Here is a 16,647-nt window from a genome sequence, read left to right as displayed (position 1 = left end):
CATGGCCATCACCCCACAAGACGCCAGCACCCGTGCGCGCGATATCTGCCAATTGGCCCCGATCGTGCCGGTGCTGGTTGTCCATGACGTTGCCCATGCCCGCCCGCTGGCCGAAGCCCTGGTCGCCGGTGGCCTGCCCGCGCTGGAGGTCACCCTGCGCACCCCCGCCGCGCTGGATGTGATTGCCGAAATGGCCAAGGTCAAAGGCGGCGTTGTTGGCGCTGGTACGCTGATCACGCCGGAGGATGTCACCCGCGCCGTCGCGGCCGGTGCGCAATTCGGCGTCTCCCCCGGCGCCACCAACACGCTGCTGGACGCGGCTGAGGCCGCCGGTCTTCCAATGCTGCCCGGTGCCGCCACCGCCTCCGAGGCGATGCGCCTTCTGGATCGCGGCTATGACATGCTGAAATTCTTCCCGGCTGAGGCCTCCGGCGGCGCCCCCGCACTCAAGGCCATCGGCGCCCCCCTGCCGCAGATCAGCTTCTGCCCGACCGGCGGCGTCAGCCCGGACAATGCAGACAGCTACCTGTCACTGCCCAACGTGGTCTGCGCCGGTGGCAGCTGGGTCGCCCCGACCAAACTGGTTGAGGCAGGCGATTGGGACGCCATCCGCGACCTCGCCCGCGCCGCAAGCCAACTGGCACGCTGACCGCGCAGACCTGATGGCCCCCCTTCCCCCGCAGCCCCGTGCAATACGGCGCTACGGGGCAGTCATGCCCCTATGGGTCTCGAACCAGATCGATCAGGCCGGATGGCCGCTGGATTTTGGCGCATCGTCGCAAATCTCGTACCAACCGGGCTTTTCCGACACGAATTCATGAAACCGGTTTCTCGTTGCAATCTCGCTATCCAGCGCATTTGCGGCAATCGGGAAACTGTCCTCGTCTGACAGGATTTCCCCAAGCGAACTGCCGCAGACCCTGCAGAAACATCTGCCGTATTTGTAAGGCGGGGCTGGCTGGTACAGGGCCACCTGATCTTTGCCCTCAACCCAGCTCAGATCCTCCCGCTTGACAAAAACGATGGTACTCGCCCCTGCCTTTCGGCAACGCGAACAATGGCAGGTCCCCATCATGGATGGTTCCGCCCTCAGTCGGAATTTGACCGTTCCACAGCAACAGCTCCCCTCAATCATCTCAACAACCCTCCACTAGATAATCCACGAGAACATTACATGAACATATAATATCCGACAATCCCCAACGCAAAGCGCCACACCGGCAGTTGTAACCGGGTGGCGCCTTTTAGGAGATCAAATGTTGGACCGGGCCCTAGCCCGCCAGCTCGTCACGCCAGGGCGGATTGGCACCCGGGCGGGAAACGGTGACGGCGGCGGCCCGTGCGCCGTAGCCCAGACAGACGCGCAGCTGCTCGGGATCCATCTCACCGCTGGCCGCATCCGCCAGCACGCCGGCCTCGGTCGCGGCGGCCATAAACCCTGCATTGAACGTATCACCAGCCCCGACAGTATCCGCGACCACCGCCACCTGTGCGGGCACCTCGACCGTGGGGCCGGACCGCAGGAACCCTTTCGCGCCCTTGCTGCCCAGCGTCAGGATCACCAGCCCAGGCCCCATCCCGGCCTCCCCGGCCAGGATCTGGCGGATCTTCTCCTCAATCGGTGCATCGCCGGGATAGATCCAGTGCAGATCCTCATCCGAGACTTTGACAATACCAGCCCCCGCCACCATCGCCGCCAAGCGGCTGCGATAGGCCGCCTCTTCCTTGGCAAACCCGGCGCGCACATTAGGATCGATCATAATGATCCGGCGCCCCCGTTCGCGCGCCGCCAGCGCTGCATAGGTCTCTGCCGCAGCCCCATTACACAGAGAGATTCCGCCAAAAAACAACGTGTCCACATCCTCGGACAACTCTGGCAACCGGTCAGGACGCAGGCTGGCCCCGGCGGAATTCTCGTCAAAGAAATGATACTCCGCATGACCGTCGCGCAGATGCACAAAGGCCAGCGTGGAGGGCTGATCAGATCGTTCTGCAAACCCGTGATCCACATGCGACGCCACCAGCGCCGCCGCCAGCTGCTGGCCAAACAGGTCGCGCGACAGGCCGGTGAACAGCCCGGTCGTCTGCCCCAGACGCCCCAGCGCGATCGCCGTATTGAACACCGCGCCGCCGCAATGGGGCACAAACCCGGTCTGCGCATCCGCGCCATCCACCACCGGCACAGCCCCGGCAACCGGCGCCGGGATCATGTCGATCAGCGCCTCTCCACAACACAGGATCATTCTGTCTCACCTTTCCAGATCACATCCGCAGGCAGGGCCGCAGCGGCCACACGATCCGCGTTGGCCATGTCATTGCCCTCCGCCCGTGCCTCTGCCTCGGCATCGCTCAAACCATAGACCTGCCAGCGCGCCACAAGTCGCTTCCGCAATAGGTCGCGCGGGACATGGATCCGCACCGACAGATCCCAAAGCGCCGCCAGATCGCGCCATCCCGGCGCGTCAAACATCAGATAATTGCCCTCAACCACGGCGACCTCAACACCAGCATCGACCCGCGCCGCACCCGCGATGGCAATGTCCCGCGCGCGGTCGAATTCGGGGTAGATCACCTCTTCTTCTACCGCCATGGCCGCAATCAACCGCTGAAACCCGGCCTGATCAAAGCTCTCCGGCGCGCCTTTCCTATCACGCAGGTCCATCTCCGACAGCAACCGATTGTCCAGATGGAAGCCGTCCATCGGCACCACCGCAGCCCCTGTGCCATTGGCACAGAGCCCCTGCACCAGCAGCTCTGCCAGGGTGGATTTGCCACTGCCCGGCGCGCCTGCAAGCGCCACCAGACGCCGCGCGCGCCCCTCGGCCACCGGCAACGCCTGCACCTGCGCCACCAGATCCGCCAGTGATGTCACCTCTCGTGTCATGCTGCGGTCAGATCCTCGGAGGGTACCTGCGCGCCGGTCATATAGCCGACGGCATCCGACATGCTGTGCTGTTTGGGATCAATCACACACAGCCGCTTGCCCAGCCGATGCACATGGATGCGATCCGCGACCTCAAACACATGGGGCATATTGTGACTGATCAGGATGATCGGAATACCGCGCGATTTCACATCCTGAATCAGCTCCAGCACCCGACGGCTCTCCTTGACGCCCAGCGCCGCCGTCGGCTCGTCCAGAATGATTACCTTGGAGCCAAAGGCCGCCGCCCGCGCCACAGCCACGCCCTGACGCTGACCACCCGACAGGGTTTCCACCGCCTGATTGATGTTCTGGATTGTCGCCAAGCCCAGCTCGTTCAGCTTGTCACGGGCGATCTGCTCCATGCGTGCGCGATCCAGCTGCCGCAGCACGGACCCCCGCCAGCCGGGTTTACGCAGCTCGCGCCCCATGAACATATTGTCAGCAATTGACAGCGCAGGTGACATCGCAAGCGTCTGATAAACCGTCTCGATCCCCTCTTTGCGCGCATCAATCGGCGTGTGAAACTGTACACGACGCCCCTCCAGCCAGACCTCTCCGGCATCTGGAACCACCGCGCCGGACACCGCCTTGATCAGCGAGGATTTCCCCGCCCCATTGTCGCCGATCACCGCCAGGATCTCTCCCGGCATCAGATCAAAATCGCAATGATCCAGCGCGGTCACACGTCCGTAGCGCTTCACCAGACCGCGAGCTTTCAAAATAGGTTCCATCAGACAGACACCTTTCTGATCCATTGATCCACGGCCACCGCCGCAATGATAAGCAGGCCAATCAGCAGGTAGGTCCACTGTGCATCCGCCCCCAGAAGGCGCAGGCCAAGGGTAAAGACCCCAACGATCAGCGCGCCAAAAAATGTGCCCAGGATCGACCCGCGCCCGCCAAACAGTGAAATCCCGCCAATCACCACCGCCGTGATGCTCTCAATATTGGCGAGCTGTCCTGAGGTGGGCGAGACTGACCCGATGCGCCCGATCATCGCCCAGCCGGCAAAGGCACAGATCAGCCCCGACAGCATATAGACCGAGATCAGCACCCGCGTGACCTTCACCCCCGACAGCTCTGCCGCCTCCGGATCGTCGCCGACCGCATAGACATGGCGCCCCCAGGCTGTGTGGCGCAGCACATAGGCCAGCAGAACCACCAGTATGACCATGAAGATCACGCCGTAGGTGAAGACCGCGCCGCCAATCTTGATTTTCTCGCCAAACAGCTGCAGCAGCGGCGCCTCGGCAGCGATGGTCTGGCTGCGGATGGTTTCATTGGCCGAATACAAGAAGTTGCTCGCCAGCACGATCTGCCACATGCCCAGCGTCACGATAAAGGGCGGCAGTTTCATCCGCGCCACCAGCCAGCCATTGATAAAGCCGCAGATGGTGCCGCAGATCAACCCACAGGCCACCGCCACCTCGGGTGGCAACCCATAGCGAAAGGTGAATTGCCCCATCACCACCGAGCTGAGCACCATGATAGCCCCTACCGACAGGTCGATGCCTGCGGTCAGGATAACCAACGACTGCGCGCAGGCCACAATGCCGACAATGCCCACCTGTTGCAGGATCAGCGTCAGCGCAAAGGGGGAAAAAAACTTGCTGCCCAGCAGCAGCCCAAACACGATCACCGACAGCACCAGCACGATCAGCGGCACCAGCGACGGGGTCACATGCAGCATATGTTGAAAGCGACTGATAAAGGAGGTCTCTCCCTGGTCGAAATCCGCAACGGCCTCGGGGCTGCCGCTGGCCGCCGCTTCATAGCTTTGGGGCGTGGTCATAACTCTCTCCGTAAAATCCGGCGTCCTGTGGGGCACAGGCACCCACGACCAGAACGCAGCAGCAAAACAGATCCGCAGCGGCGCAGAGGGGGCGATGTTTCCACCGCCCCCATGGCTCGCCTTGATGGTCAGCGTCTACTGACGCCGCTCAAGCTCTGTTCGGCCTGCCTCTATAAGGGGGTCTGATGGGATCAACCCCAGCAGAGATTGGTCCCTTCGGCAGTGTCGATGCTGTCAACACCTTCTGCGGGCTGATCGGTCACCAGGGCCACACCGGTGTCAAAGAACGCCTTGCCCGGTGTCGGTGCGGGTTTCTCTCCAGTGGTGGCCCAGGCGCTGATCGCCTCGATCCCCTTGGAGGCCATCAACAGCGGATACTGCTGCGACGTGGCCCCGATCACACCGTCCTTGATGTTCTGCACGCCGGGGCACCCACCGTCCACGGATACAATCAGCACATCATTTTCGCGGCCAATCGACTTCAGCGCCTCATAGGCACCTGCAGCCGCCGGCTCGTTGATGGTGTAGACCACATTGATCATAGGATCCTTGGCCAGCAGGTTCTCCATCGCGCGGCGACCGCCCTCTTCATTGCCGGCGGTGATATCATTGCCGACAATGCGCGGATCCGTCTCGTCGCCCCATTTGTTGGGATCGCCCAGATCAATGCCAAACCCCTGCAGGAAGCCCTGATCGCGCAGCACGCCCACGGTGGGCTGACTGACAGCCAGATCCAGCATCGCGATCTTGGCATTCGCCGCCTCATCACCCAGGCTCGCCGCCGCCCATTTGCCAATCAGCTCACCAGCCAGAAAATTGTCGGTAGCAAATGTGGCATCGGCGGAATCAATCGGCTCCAGCGGCGTATCCAGCGCAATCACCACCAGACCAGCGTCGCGCGCCTGCTGCACTGCCGGTACAATCGACGAGGTATCAGAGGCGGTCAGCAGGATGCCCTTTGCACCATCCGCAATGCAGGTCTCAATCGCCGCAACCTGGGTTTCATGGTCGCCATCCACCTTCCCGGCAAAGCTTTTGAGCGTCATGCCCAGCTCTGCCGCCTTGGCCTCGGCGCCCTCTTTCATCTTGACGAAAAACGGATTGGTGTCGGTCTTGGTAATCAAACAGGCGGTCACGCCCTCGGCCGCAAAGGCGCTGCCGGTCATGGCCGCAAATCCAATGGCGGTACCCAATAGTAGCTTCTTCATGATGTCCTCCCTCAGCATCACAATGAAAATAAACAAGACGGTCGGGCCGCCATGTCGCCCATAGAGGGCCGTGATTCTGGCCTTCCTGTCAATAAGTAAATCAACTTGACTTATTAAATCGATATCCGCACTTTCCTTAGACCTCGAAGCGTGATTAGGGTCCGCCGCATGGAACAAGAGCAAGCCAGATCCCTGAGCGGCGGCGTCAATCAGACCGGCGTCCGCGTGTTCAATGAACGGCTGATCCTGTCCCTCCTTCAACGCAACGGGGCGATGCCCGGCAGCGCGCTGGCCCGCGGCACCGGCCTGTCGCCACAAACCGTCTCCGTCATCCTGCGCAAGTTGGAGACCGACGGGCTGCTGCAACGCGGAGAGACCCAGCGTGGCCGGGTTGGCAAACCCTCGGTGCCCATGGGGCTCAACCCCGACGGCCTGTTTTCCTACGGGCTGAAGATCGGTCGCCGCAGCGTTGAGGTGCTCTTGATGGATGTCTGCGGTGCGGTGCGCCAGCAGCTGCGATTGCGCTACCCCTACCCCACGCCTGCGGTGGTCTTTGATTTCCTGCGCGACAGCATGCGCCAGATCGAGGCCGCATTGCCCGCAGATCTGCATCCGCGCATCTGCGGCATTGGCGTGGCCGCCCCGTTCCAGCTTTGGACCTGGCACGCCCAGATCAACGCCCCGGCAGAGGCACTTGCGGATTGGCAGACGGTTGATTTCACATCTGAAATTGCACGTTTCAGCGCCCTGCCCGTACATGTGGTCAATGACGCCACCGCCGCCTGCCGCGCCGAACATATGTATGGGCGCGGCAAGGCCTACCGCGACTACGCCTATTTCTTTGTCGGGGCCTTTATCGGCGGCGGCGTGGTGCTGAACCACCGGGTGCTGGAGGGCAATCAGGGCAACGCCGGCGCGCTCGGCTCCCTGTCGATGCTCGGCCCCGACGGACGGGAGGCAAAGCTCCTCGATCTTGCCTCCATCCACCTCCTCGAACAGCGCCTGCGGGACGCGGGCAAAGATCCCGGCCAGCTCTGGCAGCTGCCGATGCACTGGTCCGGATTTGACGCCGAGGTCACCCCCTGGCTGGATCAGGCCGCAGACGCCATCGCCCGCGCCAGCCTCGCCACCTGCGCAGTGATCGATTTCGAAGCGGTGCTGATCGACGGCGCCCTGCCCGACAGCATTCGCGCAGCTCTGGTCGAGCGCACCCGCACAGCCTTGTCCACTCTCGACGCCCGTGGCCTGATCCCGCCCCGCATTGAATGCGGCGCCATCGGCCCCAACGCCCGCGCCATCGGCGCTGCCAGCGGTCCGATCATCTCGCAATATCTACTCGACACCAACTCCGTCTTCAACGCCGCCCTCTAATGGGGTGGCTCACCCCAGACAGTCGCGCGCAAAGACATCGTTGAGGTAAGACTGATCGTCGATCACGAACTGCGTTTCACCAACACGGTCAAACCCCTGCGACAGGTAGAACGCTTTGGCTGGAGTATTTTCGGCATTGCTGGCCAGCCAGACCCGCGCCGCGCCCTCCTCCGCACAATGGGCCAACGCCGCGCGCAGCAAGGCAGTCCCAATGCCCCGCCCATGGTGGCGCGGCTGCACATAGAGCGTCGTGATCTCCACGTCCGAACAGCCCGGTGTCGGCCCCGGACGCCCGCGACTGATGCGGATATAGCCATCAATGCCAACCCGGTTCTGCGAGACGATGACATGCTCCTGCGGATCAGCAAGCGTCTCGGCAAACCGCGCCGCCGTCAGCTCCGCCAGCGCATAATCGGCAAAGAACCCGCTCACCCCCTCGCGCAGATAGGTGCCGATCCAGACCTCTAGCGACAGCGCCGCCAGGCTCGACGCATCCGCCATATCAGCAACCCGCAGAGTAAGGTCCCGGTGGTCGGTCACAGCAATGGGCCCTTCGTAAGGGGGTCATTCCGCAGGAATGATCAGTTCATCAGGGTTGTGAGGCCCTGGCACATGACCTGCTGGAACAACTGAAGAGGCGCCCAGCACGTGCTTTTCCTGATCATCAAAGAATATATGAGCGTCCATTGCTTGCAGGATAGGCGCTTTGCTATTCGTACCAACGAAATGTGCTTCGTCTGCAGGTGTTCCCCAAGCTCTTAGTGTATACACGACACGTTCATGAGCTGGGGCGTTCCGGGCTGTCACGATGCCAATACGCACTTTACTTGCTCCACCTCCAGTCATGTGAATTTCTCGGAGTTTAGAGAGCTTTTTCAGAAAATTCCCAAAGGGGCCAACGGCCATGGGCTTCTCAGCATTCTTTTTCTCGTGTTCAAAGAATGCACCAAGCCCTTTTTCTTTATATATCTGGTCAGATTCAGGGCTAAAAACTACCGCATCACCGTCAAAAGCGATGCGGACCTCATCATCATAGTAAGTCCCCAAATCAACTTCTGGAGGGTTTACTAATCGTGCTGCAGCAGTTCCGGATGTCACAGCAGCTTGAACATCGGCTGTGTCATTCGATAGAAACAAATCTATGCCCCAAGACGGAATAAAGGGGGCAAGTGTACGACCGCTCGTGAAGCTTCCATGTTTAATGTTCAACCCATATTCCTTGATTGAATTGAACGCTCTTAGCGACAAATCAGGTGAGTTTTTTGAAAGTAATATAACTTCGACGTAAGGTTCACCTTCTGCATCGTTCATGCCAAGCAGCTTCTCAACAACTTTGAATCCAGACCCTTTTCTGATTACAGTTTTTTCCTGATCTCTCTGCAACTTTGCATAAGCTTCGACGCCATCTCGTACAAAAACACTGTGCTCTGCCTCAAGGTCGAAAAGAGCGCGGGTCGATATCCCTATTCGTAGAGGTTTTTTCCTAAGTTGATCTCGAATATCCAATGCTACCTCTTTGCTTCAACATTAATTTTAACTCACAAAAATAAACCTCAAAGGAGTTATAGCAACAAAAAACTCTCTAAATAGAAATTTATGCCCTCTCAAATCTCCTCCACATCCATCACCCCGTCCAGTGACTTCAGCGCGCCTTTGATCTGGGGGTTGATGGGGAAGGGCTGGCCCAGATCCATCTCAACATCACCGGGCAGGCCGGGATCCTGCAGGTACATATAAACCTCCCCGCGCGCGGCGTTGCGGGCGGCGGATTTGGCATCCTCCAGCACCTGTGCCACCGTCGCCACCGCACTCGCCTGCGAGATATAGACCCGCAGCGAACTGCGTCCGGCATCGGCAATCGCCGCATCCACCGGCCCGACAGAGCGCACCAAGAGTTTCAGCTGATCGCTCTCCATCGTGGCCTCTGCGGTGATCACCACCTTGGCGCCGGTTTCCAGAAATTCGCGTGATTTCTCCAGCACTTCGGAAAACAGCGTGACCTCATAGCCGCCGCTGGTGTCCGACAGCTGGGCAAAGGCAAAGCGATTGCCACGCGCCGATTTTCGTTCCTGCCGACCGGCGACAACACCGGCCATCTTGGCCATGAACGGGCCGCGCTCTGCTTTGGCCGTGACCTCGTCCAGCGTCATCACATCCTTGCGTTTCAGCGCAGGCATATAGTCGTCCAGCGGATGACCCGAGAGGTAGAACCCAATCGCCTTGAACTCCTCCGACAGCCGCTCAGCAGGCAGCCAGTCCGGGGTGCCGGGCAGACGCGGCTCTGGCAGGTCCTCCCCCGCCTCACCAAACAGCGACACCTGACTGGAATTGCGCTGATCATGCACCGCGGACGAATAATCGACCAATGCACCAAGGCTGTCGAACACCCGGCGGCGGTTGGGGTCCAGCTGGTCAAAGCCCCCGGCCCGCGCCAGCATTTCCAGCGGGCGTTTGCCGACCTTTTTCAGATCCACCCGGCGGGCAAAATCAAACAGCGTGGCAAAGGGTTTGTCTTCACCGCTCTCACGCCGCGCCGCCGTCACAAGGCGCATTGCCTCGACGCCGACGTTTTTCAGCGCGCCCAGCGCATAGACCAGCTCCCCCTTGACCACGTTGAAGGTCGCCTCCGAGCGGTTCACGCAGGGCGGCACATAGGGCAGGCGCAGACCTTTTTTGACCTCTTCGAAGTAAATCGCCAGCTTATCCGTCAGATGGATATCGCAGTTCATGACGCCCGCCATGAACTCCACCGGGTGGTTCGCCTTCAGCCAGCCGGTCTGGTAGCTGACCACCGCATAGGCCGCCGCGTGGGATTTGTTGAAGCCGTAGTTGGCGAATTTCTCCAAAAGGTCGAACACCTCCGACGCCTTCTTGGCCGGCACGCCGTTTTCCGCCGCGCCTTTCTCAAACTTCGGGCGTTCGGCGTCCATCGCCTCTTTGATCTTCTTACCCATGGCGCGGCGCAGCAGGTCGGCGCCGCCCAGCGTGTAGTTCGCCATCACCTGGGCAATCTGCATCACCTGTTCCTGATAGACGATAATGCCCTGTGTTTCCTCAAGGATATGGTCGATCAGCGGATGCACCGACTGGATCTTTCGCAGGCCGTTCTTCACCTCGCAATAAACCGGGATGTTCTCCATCGGGCCAGGACGATACAGCGCCACCAGCGCCACGATGTCCTCGATACAGGTGGGTTTCATGCGCTTTAGCGCGTCCATCATGCCGGTGGATTCCACCTGGAACACCGCCACCGTCTTGGCCCTTGAGTAGAGGTCATAGGTGACCGTGTCGTCCAGCGGAATGGCGTTGATCTGGTTCGCTGCCCCCTCCGGCGGATCATAAAGCTGGGTGCCATCGGCGGCCACATGCAGATCGCGGCCCGACTGGAAAATCAGATCCATCGCGTTCTGGATCACGGTCAGTGTCTTCAGGCCGAGGAAGTCGAACTTCACCAGCCCCGCCTGCTCCACCCATTTCATGTTGAACTGGGTGGCGGGCATGTCCGAACGCGGATCGCGGTAAAGCGGCACCAGCGCATCCAGCGGCCGATCGCCAATCACCACACCCGCCGCGTGGGTACCCGCTGATCGCAACAGCCCCTCAACCTGCATGCCGTATTTCAGCAGCCGGTCGACAACCTCTTCGTTCTCCGCCTCCTCACGCAGCCGCGGCTCTTCACGCAGACTGTCCACGATGGACATCGGTTTTACGCCCTCGACCGGGATCAGCTTGGACAGCCGGTCCACCTGACCATAGGGCATCTGCAAGACCCGCCCCATGTCGCGCACCGCCGCCTTCGACAGCAGCGCGCCAAAGGTGATGATCTGCCCCACCTTGTCGCGGCCATATTTCTCCTGCACGTATTTGATCACCTCTTCCCGGCGGTCCATGCAGAAGTCGATGTCAAAGTCGGGCATCGACACCCGTTCCGGGTTGAGGAAGCGTTCAAACAGCAGTGAATAGCGCAGCGGATCAAGGTCGGTAATCGTCAACGCATAGGCTACCAAGGAACCCGCGCCGGAGCCCCGCCCTGGCCCCACCGGAATGTCATGATCCTTGGCCCATTGGATGAAATCGGCAACGATCAGGAAATAGCCGGGGAACCCCATCCCCTCGATAATGCCCAACTCGAAGTCGAGCCGCTCCTGATAGTCCTCGACGCTCGCCGCATGGGGGATCACCGCCAGACGCTGTTGCAGACCCTCATTGGCGATACGGCGCAACTCGGCGACCTCATCATCGGCAAACTTCGGCAGGATAGGATCGCGGCGGTACGCCATGAACGCACAGCGCCTGGCGATCTCCACCGTATTCTCAATCGCTTCGGGCAGGTCGGCAAACAGCGCGACCATCTCTTCCTGGCTCTTGAAGTAATGCTGCGCGGTCAGACGCCGCCGTGGTTCGGCCTGATCGACATAGGCCCCTTCGGCGATGCAGATCATCGCATCATGGGCCTCATACATTTCTGTATTCGGGAAATAGACGTCATTGGTGGCGACCAGCGGCAGGTCCATCGCATAGGCCATTTCCACATGGCCGCGCTCGGTCGCCTGCTCCGCGTCGGGCTGACCATGCTCACCAGGATGGCGCTGCAACTCCACATACAAACGATCCGGGAACATCGCCTTCAGTCGCTGCATCAACGCCTCTGCCGCCGGACGCTGCCCCATCTGCAAGAGCCGCCCCACCGGCCCATCCGGCCCGCCACTCAGGCAAATCACATCCTCAGAATGGGCCCCCAGCTCCTCCAGCGTCACATGCGCCAGCTCACTGCCTTCCCGCATGTAGAGACAGGAATTCAGCTTCATCAGATGCTCATAACCGGTCTCGCTCTGCGCCAGCAGCACCAGCGGCGCCGGGGGTTTTGGCCGCTCACCGGGGGTTGGTTCGGTAAACCGCAGATCCACCTGACAGCCCATGATCGGCTGCACCCCGGCCCCGCTGGCCGCAACGGAAAACTCCAGTGCGGCAAACAGGTTGTTGCTGTCGGTCACCGCAATCGCGGGCATCTCGTGTTTTTTGCAGAGATCCGGCAGCTTCTTCAGCCGCAGCGCGCCTTCCAGCAGCGAATATTCGGTATGGGTGCGCAGATGAATGAATCGGGGAGCGTTTGTCATGTCGCCAAGCTACCGCCAGCACCGCCAAGGTTAAAGCGCTTCCGGCCCCCGGCGATCAACTTCCGGCACACGGAAGGTTTTTCCAAATGCCAAAAAATTAACCGCTCATTATTCCGCTTTCTTTGAAAGTCTTATCAAGATCCGCCCGAAACCTGCGGCAATTCGGCATTAAACCCTTCAAAAAGAACAGCATACACCGGCACACCGCAAGGATCTTGCGCCGCCGACCCGCTCCATGGCAGAGTCACTTTTCCTTGCCAGAACAACAGCCTGCTTTCTAGGCTATCGGCAACAGAGCAACCAAGGCCCGCCATGTCTTCTACGTCGCATCGAAGGGATGGCACCAAGGGAAAACCAAAGTAACGCGACGGGTTTCTGACATGACAATCACCTTTCGGCTGAACGGTGAAGAGGTCGCGCTGACGGAGGTCTCTCCGACGGCGACATTGCTGGACTGGCTCCGCGAAGACCGCGGTCTCACCGGCACCAAGGAAGGCTGTAATGAGGGCGACTGTGGCGCCTGCACGGTGATGGTCACCGATGACCATGGCGCCAAGCCGCTCAATGCCTGCATCCTGTTCCTGCCCCAGTTGCATGGCAAATCCATTCGCACCGTCGAAGGTGCCGCAGGTCCCGATGGCCAGCTGCACCCGGTACAAGAGGCGATGATCACCCATCACGGCAGCCAATGCGGCTTCTGCACTCCGGGGTTCATCATGTCGATGGTCACCGCTCATAAGAATGGTGCGCAGGATCACGACGACCAGCTTGCAGGCAACCTCTGCCGCTGCACCGGCTATGCGCCGATCATCCGCGCCGCCGAAGCCGCTGCTGAGGCTCCAGTGCCCGACTGGATCCGCGCGGAGAACTCTGTCACCTTTCCCGAAATACTCCGGGGGGAGGCCGCAGGCCGGGGGGCAGAGCCCCCTAATCAAAACAGCGCTGAGCCCCCTGCGTCTCTGCGCCCCACCTCCGCCGACCAACTGGCAGCCGCCTATGCTGCCCGCCCGGACGCGACGCTGATTGCCGGCGCCACGGATGTGGGCCTCTGGGTGACCAAACAGCTGCGCGATCTGCGGGATGTGATTTTTCTGGATGGCTGCGAAGACCTGAAAGAGATCGCTGAACAGCCCGACGGCAGCCTGCGCATCGGCGCGATGGTGGATATGAACCGCCTGCGCAGCGCCCTCGCCGCGCGCCATCCGTCTTATGGCGAAATGCTGCGCCGCTTTGCCAGCCAGCAGGTGCGCGCCGCCGCCACCATTGGCGGCAATATCGCCAATGGCTCTCCCATCGGGGACAATCCGCCTGCGCTGATCGCGCTGGGGGCCATGCTGCACCTCCGCCACGGCGACAGCCGCCGCAGCCTGCCGTTGGAGGAGTTCTTCCTCGACTATGGCAAGCAGGACCGCCAGCCCGGCGAATTTGTTGAGGCCATCACCCTGCCCGCGCTGCCTGCCGAACAGGCCGATGCCCTGCGCGTCTACAAGCTCTCCAAACGGTTCGATCAGGATATCTCCGCCGTTCTGGGCGCCTTCAACCTGACGGTCGACGACGGCCGGATCACCGCCGCGCGCATCGCCTTTGGCGGCATGGCGGGCGTGCCCAAACGCGCCAGCCATGTGGAGGCCGCCCTGATTGGCCAAGACCTGTCGGCAGCAACACTCGCCACCGCGCGGGGCGAATTTGCCCGCGACTTCACCCCGATGAGCGATATGCGCGCCTCTGCCGACTACCGGCTGGAGGCTGCCGCCAATATGCTCGCACGCTATTTTGACGATCTGGGCCAGATAAGCGCGCCCACTCATGTGCTGGAGGTGAAGTGATGGCTGTTGCAAAACCCCTCCCCCATGATGCGGCACGTCTGCATGTGACCGGTCAGGCGCGCTATGTCGATGATATCCCGACCCCGCGCGACATGCTGCATCTGGCCTTTGGCCTCTCGACCGTGGCCCACGCGGACATCACCGCACTGGAGCTGGATGCCGTCCGTCAGAGCGATGGCGTGGTTGCGGTGTTGACGGCGGAAGATCTGCCCTTTGACAATGACGTCTCACCGTCTGCCCATGACGAGCCGCTCTTGGCCAAGGGGTCTGTCCACTACATCGGCCAACCGGTGTTTCTGGTGGTGGCAACCTCCCATCGTGCCGCGCGGGTGGCCGCGCGCAAAGCTAAGATCAGCTACGCCGAACGCCCGGCCCTCCTGACGCTGGAGGATGCGCTGGCCGCCAACAGCCGGTTTGAAGACGGTCCGCGCATCTACACCAAAGGTGACGCAGGCAGCGCCATCACGTCTGCCGCCCATGTGGTTGAAGACACCTTTGATCTCGGCGGGCAGGAGCATTTCTACCTCGAAGGTCAGGCGGCCCTCGCGCAGCCGCAGGAAGATGGCGGCATGCTGGTCAACTCCTCGACCCAGCACCCGACCGAAATCCAGCACAAGGTGGCAGAGGCCATTGGCCTGCCGATGCACGCCGTCCGGGTCGAGACCCGGCGCATGGGCGGTGGCTTTGGTGGCAAGGAAAGCCAGGGCAACGCGCTGGCCGTCGCCTGCGCCATCGCTGCGCGCGCAACCGGCCGGACCTGCAAGATGCGCTATGACCGCGACGACGACATGACCATCACAGGCAAGCGTCACGCCTTCCGCATTTCCTATCGCGCGGGCTTTGACGCCGAAGGGCGCATTCAGGGGGTTGAGTTCACCCATCTGGTGGATTGTGGCTGGGCGCAGGATCTGTCACTGCCGGTGGCCGACCGCGCCATGCTGCACAGCGACAACGCCTATGCGATCCCCGCGATCCGCATCGAAAGCCACCGGCTGAAAACCAACCGCCAGAGTGCCACCGCTTATCGTGGGTTTGGCGGCCCGCAGGGCATGGTGGGCATCGAACGGCTGATGGATCACGCGGCCCATGTGCTGGGGCTGGACCCGGTCGAGCTGCGCCAGCGCAACTATTACGCGCCAATGCAATCCCCCACCGCGCCCTCGGGCGATCCCCACGACAGCTCCGCCTCTGCACCGGATGCGACAGGCGATCTTGCCTCTCGCGGTGCCCCGGCTGAGCCTGCCGATGTCACCGCACCCGCCAAAGATGTGCAGACCACCCCCTATCATATGCCGGTGGAGGACTTCGTCCTGCACGAGCTGACGGCAGAGCTGTTGGACACATCGGATTATGCCGCGCGCAGGGCGGAAATCGCCAAATGGAACGCCGGTAGTGACCGTCTCAAGCGCGGCATTGGGTTTTCCCCAGTGAAATTCGGCATTTCCTTCACGCTGACCCATCTCAATCAGGCCGGTGCGCTGGTGCATGTCTATCAGGATGGCTCAGTCCATCTGAACCACGGCGGCACCGAGATGGGGCAAGGGCTGTTTCAGAAGGTGGCACAGGTGGCCGCCAGCCGTTTTGGCATCTCGCTGGAAAAGGTGAAGATCACCGCCACCGACACCGCCAAGGTTCCCAATACCTCGGCTACGGCAGCCTCCTCCGGGACCGATCTGAACGGCATGGCGGTGAAGGCCGCCTGTGACACCATTCGCGACCGTATGGCGGCCTATCTCGCGGAGCGCTATCAGCAGCCGGTCGCAGCCGTGCGGTTTGAGGGTGATCGCGTCACCATCGGCAGCGAAGAGCTGAGCTTTGAGGCCGCGGCGATGGAATGCTACACCGGCCGCATCAGCCTGTCGTCCACCGGATATTACAAAACGCCGAAACTGGAATGGGACCGTATTCAGGGCAAGGGGCGGCCGTTTTTCTACTTTGCCTATGGCGCGGCGATCACCGAGGTTGTTGTTGATCGCCTGACCGGCGAAAACCGCATTCTGCGCGCTGACGTGCTGCATGATGCCGGCGCCTCGCTGAACCCGGCGCTTGATATCGGCCAGGTCGAAGGTGCCTATGTGCAGGGCGCGGGCTGGCTCACGACAGAGGAACTGGTCTGGGATCAGACCGGCAATCTGCGCACCCATGCGCCCTCGACCTACAAGATCCCCGCCTGTTCGGACCGGCCCGATGTCTTCAATGTCGCGCTTTGGGATGGTGAGAACCGCGAGGACAGCATCTATCGCTCCAAAGCGGTGGGAGAGCCGCCCTTCATGCTGGGCATCTCGGCCTGGCTCGCGCTCAGCGACGCGGTTGGGGCTTATGGGGGCGGCTATCCAGCCCTCAATGCGCCCGCAACGGCGGAAGAGCTCTGGCGGGCGGTGCGCCGCATCGCGCCGGGGGCCTGAGC

At 61.5% G+C, this 16,647-nt stretch carries 13 protein-coding genes; 4 read left to right on the top strand and 9 right to left on the bottom strand.

The genetic code is table 11. The features are described from left to right. Position 1: 1 nt before the first annotated feature. Complete coding sequence (gene eda, locus INHI_RS0100290) at positions 2–649, top strand: bifunctional 4-hydroxy-2-oxoglutarate aldolase/2-dehydro-3-deoxy-phosphogluconate aldolase (RefSeq protein ID WP_027246304.1); 648 nt, start codon at positions 2–4, stop codon at positions 647–649. A 93-nt stretch (positions 650–742) separates the two neighbouring features. Here the strand turns inward: eda and INHI_RS0100285 are convergent, their stop codons facing one another. From INHI_RS0100285 to INHI_RS0100260, 6 genes are all read right to left on the bottom strand, one after another. Further along, positions 743–1,135: a GFA family protein gene (locus INHI_RS0100285; protein ID WP_027246303.1), complete on the bottom strand. Its 393-nt coding sequence runs from the start codon at positions 1,133–1,135 to the stop codon at positions 743–745. A 136-nt stretch (positions 1,136–1,271) separates the two neighbouring features. Beyond that, positions 1,272–2,243: a carbohydrate kinase family protein gene (locus INHI_RS0100280; protein WP_027246302.1), complete on the bottom strand. Its 972-nt coding sequence runs from the start codon at positions 2,241–2,243 to the stop codon at positions 1,272–1,274. Next, positions 2,240–2,884, bottom strand: a complete 645-nt coding sequence (locus INHI_RS0100275) for a nucleoside/nucleotide kinase family protein (protein WP_027246301.1) — start codon at positions 2,882–2,884, stop codon at positions 2,240–2,242. The genes INHI_RS0100280 and INHI_RS0100275 overlap by 4 nt, the downstream gene beginning before the upstream one ends. Then, positions 2,881–3,657, bottom strand: a complete 777-nt coding sequence (locus INHI_RS0100270) for an ATP-binding cassette domain-containing protein (RefSeq protein ID WP_014875700.1) — start codon at positions 3,655–3,657, stop codon at positions 2,881–2,883. Before INHI_RS0100270 ends, INHI_RS0100275 begins: the two co-directional genes overlap by 4 nt. Beyond that, positions 3,657–4,718 (bottom strand): ABC transporter permease, encoded by a 1,062-nt coding sequence (locus tag INHI_RS0100265; protein WP_014875701.1) that lies wholly within the window; start codon positions 4,716–4,718, stop codon positions 3,657–3,659. The genes INHI_RS0100270 and INHI_RS0100265 overlap by 1 nt, the downstream gene beginning before the upstream one ends. Positions 4,719–4,909: 191 nt before the next feature. Next, a complete protein-coding gene (locus INHI_RS0100260; RefSeq protein WP_014875702.1) occupies positions 4,910–5,926 on the bottom strand; it encodes a sugar ABC transporter substrate-binding protein in 1,017 nt (338 codons plus the stop codon). A 168-nt stretch (positions 5,927–6,094) separates the two neighbouring features. On the opposite strand from INHI_RS0100260, the gene INHI_RS0100255 reads away from it, so the two are divergent. Then, a complete protein-coding gene (locus INHI_RS0100255) occupies positions 6,095–7,297 on the top strand; it encodes an ROK family transcriptional regulator (protein ID WP_027246300.1) in 1,203 nt (400 codons plus the stop codon). A 9-nt stretch (positions 7,298–7,306) separates the two neighbouring features. Here the strand turns inward: INHI_RS0100255 and INHI_RS0100250 are convergent, their stop codons facing one another. The 3 genes from INHI_RS0100250 to dnaE form a co-directional block, all read right to left on the bottom strand. After that, positions 7,307–7,837, bottom strand: a complete 531-nt coding sequence (locus INHI_RS0100250) for a GNAT family N-acetyltransferase (protein WP_027246299.1) — start codon at positions 7,835–7,837, stop codon at positions 7,307–7,309. A 24-nt stretch (positions 7,838–7,861) separates the two neighbouring features. After that, on the bottom strand, positions 7,862–8,803 hold the full coding sequence (locus tag INHI_RS20110; RefSeq protein ID WP_036766705.1) for a 5'-nucleotidase: 942 nt from the start codon (positions 8,801–8,803) through the stop codon (positions 7,862–7,864). A gap of 98 nt (positions 8,804–8,901) precedes the next feature. Continuing rightward, positions 8,902–12,414, bottom strand: coding sequence for a DNA polymerase III subunit alpha (gene dnaE, locus INHI_RS0100235; RefSeq protein ID WP_027246297.1), 3,513 nt, complete (start codon positions 12,412–12,414; stop codon positions 8,902–8,904). A gap of 380 nt (positions 12,415–12,794) precedes the next feature. Here dnaE and xdhA point away from each other — a divergent pair, with 380 nt between their 5' ends. After that, the gene (gene xdhA / locus INHI_RS0100230; RefSeq protein WP_027246296.1) at positions 12,795–14,240 is read left to right on the top strand and encodes a xanthine dehydrogenase small subunit; all 1,446 of its coding nucleotides are present in this window, start codon (positions 12,795–12,797) and stop codon (positions 14,238–14,240) included. After that, positions 14,240–16,645 (top strand): xanthine dehydrogenase molybdopterin binding subunit, encoded by a 2,406-nt coding sequence (gene xdhB / locus INHI_RS0100225; RefSeq protein WP_027246295.1) that lies wholly within the window; start codon positions 14,240–14,242, stop codon positions 16,643–16,645. Before xdhA ends, xdhB begins: the two co-directional genes overlap by 1 nt. Positions 16,646–16,647 lie beyond the last annotated feature (2 nt).

Source organism: Phaeobacter inhibens DSM 16374, from assembly GCF_000473105.1.
Classification (GTDB): domain Bacteria; phylum Pseudomonadota; class Alphaproteobacteria; order Rhodobacterales; family Rhodobacteraceae; genus Phaeobacter; species Phaeobacter inhibens.
Note: the sequence above shows the minus strand (reverse complement) of the source record. Positions and strands in the feature narration are given on the sequence as shown.

What these genes read in the sequence shown, in the direction of transcription:
- INHI_RS0100270 (WP_014875700.1), bottom strand. Translation starts at nt 3,657, where the DNA reads ATGGAACCTATTTTGAAAGCTCGCGGTCTGGTGAAGCGCTACGGACGT.
- INHI_RS0100265 (WP_014875701.1), bottom strand. Translation starts at nt 4,718, where the DNA reads ATGACCACGCCCCAAAGCTATGAAGCGGCGGCCAGCGGCAGCCCCGAG.
- xdhA (WP_027246296.1), top strand. Translation starts at nt 12,795, where the DNA reads ATGACAATCACCTTTCGGCTGAACGGTGAAGAGGTCGCGCTGACGGAG.
- INHI_RS0100255 (WP_027246300.1), top strand. Translation starts at nt 6,095, where the DNA reads ATGGAACAAGAGCAAGCCAGATCCCTGAGCGGCGGCGTCAATCAGACC.
- dnaE (WP_027246297.1), bottom strand. Translation starts at nt 12,414, where the DNA reads ATGACAAACGCTCCCCGATTCATTCATCTGCGCACCCATACCGAATAT.
- eda (WP_027246304.1), top strand. Translation starts at nt 2, where the DNA reads ATGGCCATCACCCCACAAGACGCCAGCACCCGTGCGCGCGATATCTGC.
- INHI_RS0100280 (WP_027246302.1), bottom strand. Translation starts at nt 2,243, where the DNA reads ATGATCCTGTGTTGTGGAGAGGCGCTGATCGACATGATCCCGGCGCCG.
- INHI_RS0100285 (WP_027246303.1), bottom strand. Translation starts at nt 1,135, where the DNA reads ATGATTGAGGGGAGCTGTTGCTGTGGAACGGTCAAATTCCGACTGAGG.
- INHI_RS0100260 (WP_014875702.1), bottom strand. Translation starts at nt 5,926, where the DNA reads ATGAAGAAGCTACTATTGGGTACCGCCATTGGATTTGCGGCCATGACC.
- INHI_RS0100275 (WP_027246301.1), bottom strand. Translation starts at nt 2,884, where the DNA reads ATGACACGAGAGGTGACATCACTGGCGGATCTGGTGGCGCAGGTGCAG.
- xdhB (WP_027246295.1), top strand. Translation starts at nt 14,240, where the DNA reads ATGGCTGTTGCAAAACCCCTCCCCCATGATGCGGCACGTCTGCATGTG.